The sequence below is a fragment of the Bacteroidota bacterium genome, assembly GCA_036522515.1.
Classification (GTDB): Bacteria; Bacteroidota; Ignavibacteria; order UBA10030; family SZUA-254; genus VBOC01.
Window position 1 is genome coordinate 1 of sequence record DATDFQ010000027.1, and the last position, 7,561, is coordinate 7,561.

6 protein-coding genes are annotated in these 7,561 nt (G+C 53.1%); all 6 read right to left on the reverse strand.

The window, feature by feature from the left end; genetic code table 11:
• Positions 1-24 precede the first annotated feature (24 nt).
• A complete protein-coding gene (locus VI215_04230) occupies positions 25-873 on the reverse strand; it encodes a glycosyltransferase family 2 protein (GenBank protein HEY6191517.1) in 849 nt (282 codons plus the stop codon).
• A 110-nt stretch (positions 874-983) separates the two neighbouring features.
• Positions 984-1,988 carry an NAD-dependent epimerase/dehydratase family protein gene (locus tag VI215_04235; GenBank protein ID HEY6191518.1) on the reverse strand — a complete coding sequence of 335 codons (1,005 nt, stop codon included), beginning with the start codon at positions 1,986-1,988 and terminating at the stop codon, positions 984-986.
• A 177-nt stretch (positions 1,989-2,165) separates the two neighbouring features.
• On the reverse strand, positions 2,166-4,796 hold the full coding sequence (locus VI215_04240) for a glycosyltransferase family 9 protein (GenBank protein ID HEY6191519.1): 2,631 nt from the start codon (positions 4,794-4,796) through the stop codon (positions 2,166-2,168).
• 31 nt (positions 4,797-4,827) lie between these two features.
• Positions 4,828-5,967, reverse strand: coding sequence for a glycosyltransferase family 1 protein (locus VI215_04245; protein ID HEY6191520.1), 1,140 nt, complete (start codon positions 5,965-5,967; stop codon positions 4,828-4,830).
• A gap of 13 nt (positions 5,968-5,980) precedes the next feature.
• Entirely contained in the window at positions 5,981-6,886 is a 906-nt protein-coding gene (locus tag VI215_04250; GenBank protein HEY6191521.1) for a glycosyltransferase family 2 protein, read from the reverse strand.
• 21 nt (positions 6,887-6,907) lie between these two features.
• A partial coding sequence (locus VI215_04255) for a hypothetical protein (protein ID HEY6191522.1) occupies positions 6,908-7,561 on the reverse strand: 654 nt, incomplete at its 5' end.

Below are 7,561 nucleotides of genomic sequence, written 5' to 3' on the forward strand. Positions count from 1 at the left end.
CTCCGGAGTGTTCTTCGCAATCCGTCAGACTCCGCCTCCGCGAGAAGTCGGACTGAGGGTTCGTTCGACAATCATCCTGGACTTGGAACCCTTCAAGAAGAGGATATTCTTGAGGATCGAAAGAACCACCGCGCCCAGGAATGATATCAAATATCCGTAATACCGGAACTCAGTCGGCCTCCCCCAGTACCTCCGTGATACCTTGTGCATTTCCAGAATATATCCGGGAATGATTTTCCGGATATTTGTCCCGGTCTTTGACGTGGAGTGCAACCGCAGATTGGCGAGCGGCTTCGGCAGATAGGTCATGGGATAGCGAAGCCCGAGCCGTATAAAAAAATCGTAGTCCATGACGTAGTAAAGGCTCTCTTCGAGAAAGCCAACCTCGTCAAAAACGGTTCGCCGGAAAAAGAATGCAGGCTGGAGATACTCGTATCTCCACTTCCAGTATTTGATCAGCACCTCCGGATCCGTCGCTCTCGACAACATCGGGTGCGTTTGCTTTCCATTCTCATCAATCTCAAAACCATCGCCGCAGAGGACCATCACTTTCGGATCTTCGAACTGGCTCGCCACCATGCGAAAAATGTCGGGGAAGTAGGTATCATCGGAATTGAGCCATCCGATGATATCTCCGGTGGCCCGTTCAAAGCCTTTGTTCAGAGCGTGGGTCTGGCCGCGGTCGGGCTCGGAAACCCAGCAGAGATGTGAATGTTTCTTCAAGATATCAAGCGTGCCATCAGTCGACCCCCCGTCGATGATGATGTGCTCGACATCGGGATAATGCTGGTCGAGCACGCTCTGAATATTCTGTTCGAGAAAACCCGCCTGGTTGAATGAGGGGGTGACCACTGATATTTTCGGCAATGGCATCAGGGATCACATGGATACTGGAACAGTGAACGCCCCCGGGGTGGACTTCCGCAACGCGCTTTTCCGGTCATGGAACAGGATCACGGAAGGAGATGGTTATGAGGTTACATCTATACCTGCACTGAGGTCAACACTTTTTCCTGTCTGACCGCCCGCACCTGCGTGTCGATCCACCGGTATGTGTGTTCAATTCCTTCCCTCAGCTTCATGGTGGGTTCCCAGCCCAGTTTTTCGCGGATGAGCCTGTTATCCGAGTTCCGGCCCCGGACTCCCAACGGACCGGGGATGTGCTTCACCGACAACTTCTTACCGGCGATCTCCATTGCAAGCTCGGCAAGGCGGTTAATCGTGACCATCTCTTCCGACCCGATATTGACGGGGCCAATGAATTCAGAATTGACGAGTCTCCTGACAGCTTCCAGGCATTCATCGATGTAGAGGAAGGACCGCGTTTGCTTACCGTCTCCCCAGATCTCGATCTCGCCGCCGGCAGGAGCTTCCGCGACTTTTCTGCAGATGGCCGCTGGCGCTTTTTCGCGCCCCCCTGTCCAGGTGCCTTCAGGTCCGAATATGTTGTGAAATCTTGCAATCCTTACCTGCATCCCGTAGTTGCGTTGATAGGAGAGGTAGAGGCGTTCGCTGAACAGCTTCTCCCAACCGTATTCGCTATCGGGTGCGGCCGGGTAGGCCGAGTCTTCCGAACACTTTGGATTGTCTGGATCTTCCTGGTTGTACGCAGGATACATACAGGCCGATGAGGAGTAGAATATTTTTTTCACCTTGGCGATCTGGCAGCGTTGAGCCATATTGAGATTGATGCTCCCGGAGTTGTGCATCACCTCGGCGTCGTGCTCGCCGGTGAAGATGTAACCGGCCCCACCCATGTCCGCGGCAAGTTGATACACTTCGTCGAATGGCTGATCGACCACTTCCTTGCAGAGCGCCTGGTCCGTGAGATCCCCTTTGACGAATTCGGCGGCCGCCGTGGGGGAGTATTCCGGGTCCTTGAGGTCAACCCCACGGACCCAAAATCCTTCCTTTGTGAGCCTCTTGACAAGATGGCTGCCGATGAATCCACCGGCACCGCATACGAGGGCTGATTTGGTTCGGGACATAATACGGCTTCCTGGCTAGTGAATACAGGGGATAGGGTGTCAGATAGTATACCAATTTTTCGTGTAAAAAAAAAGCGCTCCGCGGAAGTGGATTCAGCCACGGAAGCTGTGTAATGCTTCCGCAAAAAGCGACTTTCCAACGCCCGTCGGGTCCGGGGGGCAGGGGGGAGTATCGGCTTACCGTTTAACTGCGATGCAAATTAGTTCGGTCCCGGATAATTGATCATGGAGTTTTCTCATTTCGGCCCTATCGACGTGTTTCAATATTTCCTCTTCACCGTAGTGGCCCTCGACCGTGAAGAGCTCGACGACGTCGAATCCGTGCGATTGAATTAAGTTCCGAAGAACATAGGGCGTAAAGTGCGAGTAGTGGTCTTCCGGGGTCAACCATTTCCATTTCGGGCCCAACTTTTTCGAGAGATAGCTGTCAAAGTTCGGAACGATGCAGAGAAAGGCACCGCCTGATTTTAGGATCCGATGTATCTCGGAGACGGCTGCCCTCGGCTGGGGCAGATGTTCGAAGGCGTGGATGGCCGTCACCACATCAAAAAAATCATCTTTATATCCCGCTTTGTCGAGCTCTCCGCCGAACACGGGTATGCCGAGTTGCTCGTTCGCGAACTGAACATTGGGTCGTGAAATCTCGACGCCGAAGACCTCAAAGCCGCTCTCTTTCGCAAGATGGAGAAACCCGCCCCAGGCACACCCGATATCGAGCAATCGGCCGGTTTTGGCGTGGCGAAGCACAATATCCAACTCTCTCTTTCGCCCCTTCACAAAGTGCACGAAGGGTTCCGAGAGTATGTCCGCCCTAGATTTTGGAGTCGAGACCGAGGAGCCGCGCTGGGTCCGATAACGATCCGAGTAATACTCCTCAAGCGCCTCCGCCTTCGGGACGGGATGCGTAAAAACGTATCCACACTTCCGGCAACGGTAGACATTGGCGGATCGCACCAATTCACAATCGACCGAATCACATAACCGGCAAACCGCCCCGTTCGCATCGGGGGAATTTTTGCCGCCCGACTTATCGGGAGAACTCTGATCCTCCGCAAAATGAAGGAACTCCATTCCGAGCCTGTTTCGACAGACGATTCTCCGGGGCCTCACGACCAACAACCTTGAATCATCGCTATTCCCCATCTCCTTCGGTACAAAGCCCTTGTCCGACACGATCGTCAACTCGTTCAGGTCATTGAGTGCAAAGAGATCTGCACGTACGGTGTTGAGCTCCAATTCGTTCTCACCGGGTCGGGGAAATGTCATCTCGGTCAACCGGTGGCCGTTCAGTTTGACGGTGAAGCCGAGCGGTAGTAATCGCGGGAGATCGGGAATCTGGAATTGATATCGGAAACTCGTGAACGCGAAATGATGGCTGAATAGGATACGTACAGTCTCACCGCTCCAGCCGTCAGGCATCACTCCCTGCATTTCACGATACGGCATTTGTGAACCCGGCGCGACCAAAGAGATCCCCCTTCGATTGTAGATCAATGATTTTAATATCCTCTTTATCCGCTCGCTGACGGAGATTCGAAGCCGCAGGAATCCGTTGAGCTCCACCGCCCCGGCAGATTGCCTCCCCGCATCTTTCAGGAGTTCCAGATTGCGTTCTAATGCGTGGGCGTATGTCGGCAACGGAGGATCCTTTAGCTCTACTGAGATTTCCGGTTGAATTCTTTCTCTCGCCCGGGTCCTTCGGACGACCTCTTTGGACGAATCGTACACCTGGTCGACTTTGATGTCCTTGACGCACCGAAAGTCATCGTAAATGCAAATCCAATGGCAGTAATAACAGTCCATCATGTTGTAGACAAGTGAGACGTTGTCTCCCGCAGGGTTAAACCGGGAAAAATGCCCGCCGCCGTAGATAGCTACCAGAGGTGTGCCCACTGTGGCAGAGATATGCATGCCGCTTGTCTCGCTACCGATATAGAGAGACGCACGCCACAGAACCGCTGCCAATTCCCGGAGGGAGGTTTTTCCGACCAAGCTGGTGGACGGTCCCTTCATACTTTTCATGACCTGAGCGACAACGGCTTCATCCTGCACACCCCCCACAAACACAATGCTCATGTGCTCCTCGGAGATCAATCGATCCGCGACGGCGGCGTATTTGTCCGGTTGCCAATGACGCATCGACAGACCCGCGCCGGGAAAGAGAGCAACGACATGATCTCGCGGCTCCGGATGATTCTCATCCAATAATTGACCCCCCCGGTCAAGATCATCCTGCCTCAGCCAAAGCTCGGGTTCAAGCGGTCTTTCCAAGCGCCATCCCAAAAAATTCAGCAACTTCTCATACCGTTCCAATTCGTGCTTCCACTCTTGCTCGGGCGGAACAAGATGTGTATACAGCATGTCATTGATCGACCGGATGCGCTGGTTCCCATCCCGGTCCAGACACTCGAAGCCAATCCGGAGAGTGCCGCCCGTATAATGTACAATCTCATCAGAATCGATCGTCCGGGTATACATCGCGTTGATTACGATATCAAAACCACGGGACCTGAGGCGGTCCAGGACCTGCCGTTGGTATCCACGGCTTAAATGGTACTGATCGAGATCTATCGCAACGATCGCGTCAAAATAAGGGCAGAGCTCCAGGAGAGGCGCCGCGCGTTCCTGGACGGCCAACGTAATGTTGGCAACCTTGTAGAGTTGCCGGAGATGAGGAAGTACCGAAGTGAACAAGACAATATCGCCGATGGCATCAAGCTTGACGATAAGAACCTCCAACCGTGAAGATTCTCCGTCCAGCTGTGGACCCGGGTTCGACTGCCTTGATCCCTTCGCCAGTTTCAGCATGAACCACCGGCTTCCGAATTGAGGGGAGGTTTCACGGCGCCAGCTCTCTGTACAACGCCAGTGTCTTTTCAGCAGTTTTCCGCACGGAAAACTTTTCGGCCCGCTCAATACCTTTTCTCCCGACTTCTCCCCTCAGCGACTCGTCCTCAAGAAGCCGAACCAGTTTGTCGAGAAGGTCCCTGACATTCCCGGGGTCGACAAGCAGATCGGAATCTCCAACAATTTCAGGGAGGGACGATACATTCGACGTTATGACCGGCGTCCCGCACGCCATGGCTTCTGCGACGGGCAACCCAAACCCCTCGTAAAATGAGGGAAAGACAAACAATGTCGCTCCGTTGTAGAGCAAAGGCAGGTGTTGGTCCGGCACATAGCCCAGGAACCGGACACGATCTTCAAGATGGAGCTCCCGGACGAGATTATAGATGTCGGTGTTGAGCCATCCCGTTCCGCCGGTGAATACGAGATCATACCGGTTCTGAATCGCCTCGGGCATCGCACGATAGGCCTGGAGAAGCCCCCTGTGATTTTTTCTCGGCTCGATGGATCCGACCATCAAGATGTACTCTTTTTCCAGGCGATAAGTTTCCCTCATGCGCTGAACAAGCGTCCGATCTTCGATCGGCTTGAAGTTTCTTCCGGGAGCGAGATAGATTACTGTAATCCTGTCATCCGAAACGTTGAAGTACTTCTTAATGTCTTCTTTTGTGTGTTCGGAAATCGCAACAATCTTATCGGCATAGAGCGCCGAATCGAGGGTCCCTTTCAGGCAGACGGCACGATTTGCCTCGGTGTGATACTGAGGGTGAGTCATAAAACTGACATCGTACGCAGTGGATACCAACTTCCCGTAGTGATCTCTCGGGGCGCAGACCGTCGTCGCGTGCAAGATATCGACCCTTCCGAGAAGATCTTTCTTAACGACAGAAGTGTCGTTCCACAAGTCGAGGGCCTGCTGCGCGGAATGTTCAGTATGTTGCATGTGAAAATTGCCCTCCCCGACTATTGGAAGCGATTTGAATTTTGGGTCGCGAATATTATAGAAGAGCGGGTAGAGTATATATTCATTCTCATGGTCAATCTCGCCGAGCCCATTGACCAGTTCCCAGCTGTAATGCCCCACCCCTGCCTTCTCGCCCACCGCCAGGCTCACATCAATTCCGATCTTCATGTTTCCCTCCCTTTTACTTCAACCATGATCTCCACAACTCCCGGCTCGTCCCGCCGAACCAACGCGCCATGGCCATCATGTCTTTTGCAGGAATTCTCCCGTATTGACGCAGGAATTTATAAGAAGCAATCGCACACAATGCCGTCGTGAACAGCCAATTATGAAAGGGGGTATCACGCTTAATCTTGTCCCCGAGAACAGCATGGGCCCAATCGAACGTCCACTTTGAAAGCACTCCCTTGAAGTGCTTCCTCAGCATTCTCAGATTCTCTTCATGTACCTGGACTTTGTTCCTGAGTGTTTTGGCGTCCAGGTAGAGTCTGGAGCACGCCAGATAGTCGGGGATGTAGCCAATCTTGAACTGCTTTCCAACCCGGATCCAGTAGTCGTAGTCCATCCCGAAATGAAGAGATTCGTCGAACGGACCCACCGTGTCATAGACCTGCCTCCTCAGGAATACGGTAGGCTGGCAGATGAAACATGTCTCCCTGAGGCGCTCAAAATTGAATGGTTCTGTGGGATAGCGCTCGATGACACCACCCTGCTCGTTAATATGATAACCCTCCCCGTACACCATCCCGATGTCAGGGTGGTCGTTGAAGTAATTCACCACCTTCGTAAAAGCTCCCGGCATGTAGGTGTCATCAGAATTGAGGTAAGCCACCACTTCGCCCATGGCTATGGCAAGTCCCTTGTTGATCGCATGCGTTTGGCCACGGTCTTTTTCCGATCGCCAGACGATCCGACCGTCATGCCGTTTCAATATTGCAACCGTCTCGTCGGTGGAACCGCCATCCATCACGATCGATTCGACGTGAGGATAATCCTGTGATAGAATGCTCGTGATCGTCTCCTGAATATACTTCCCCTGATTATAGGAGGGTGTCACGATCGAGATATTTGTGTTTTTCGACGTCATAGATCCTGAATGGCCGTGCCTCTACGGATAAAATTCGATGACATTTGAATCGGGACCAACCGCCAGTATGCTCTTGACTTGAATGGAGAGTTCTCTGGCATCATCGCTCCATCCGAGGCGCTTGGGGACAAAGGACTTGTTTGAAGATATGAGGGTTTGACTTGATGACCCGGTCCCGTATGCAGCCTCATCCTCGAGGGAGAATTCCACGACGTGTGTCCCGGGGGAAAGGACTCTGTAGGTCCCGAGTGAGCCTTTGTTCAGCGAAAACGTCAACTTCAGAGGAAACAAATCCGCGACGGCGTGTGCCTCGAAGGTGAAAACGATTTTTCTAAATCTATTGTGCTCGCTGAAACAAATGGTCGCTTCGGGAGCCAACCAGTTGTCAGGATAGATTCCCTCGATATGTTTCCACTTAGCGGTGGGGGGTCTGGAACCGGTTGGCGCGACGTCATCGACGGCGCCGGCATCAAGCATGCGCGTCAGGAACTGCAGAGATTGATCCAGATCGATCATCCCGGCACGCTCGTTCGCCTTGGTCCCGTACTCTTCTCTGGTCTTTGAATCTCCGGCCATTCGCGCCATCATTTCATATATGTCCTGAGGCTTGTACGGGTTACAATAGAGGAGGGCATCACCTCCGATTTCCCGCATGCCCGGCAGATCTGACGCGAC

Coding starts and splice junctions, on each gene's coding strand:
- VI215_04230 (HEY6191517.1), bottom strand. CDS start 873: ATGCCATTGCCGAAAATATCAGTGGTCACCCCCTCATTCAACCAGGCG.
- VI215_04235 (HEY6191518.1), bottom strand. CDS start 1,988: ATGTCCCGAACCAAATCAGCCCTCGTATGCGGTGCCGGTGGATTCATC.
- VI215_04250 (HEY6191521.1), bottom strand. CDS start 6,886: ATGACGTCGAAAAACACAAATATCTCGATCGTGACACCCTCCTATAAT.
- VI215_04240 (HEY6191519.1), bottom strand. CDS start 4,796: ATGCTGAAACTGGCGAAGGGATCAAGGCAGTCGAACCCGGGTCCACAG.
- VI215_04245 (HEY6191520.1), bottom strand. CDS start 5,967: ATGAAGATCGGAATTGATGTGAGCCTGGCGGTGGGCGAGAAGGCAGGG.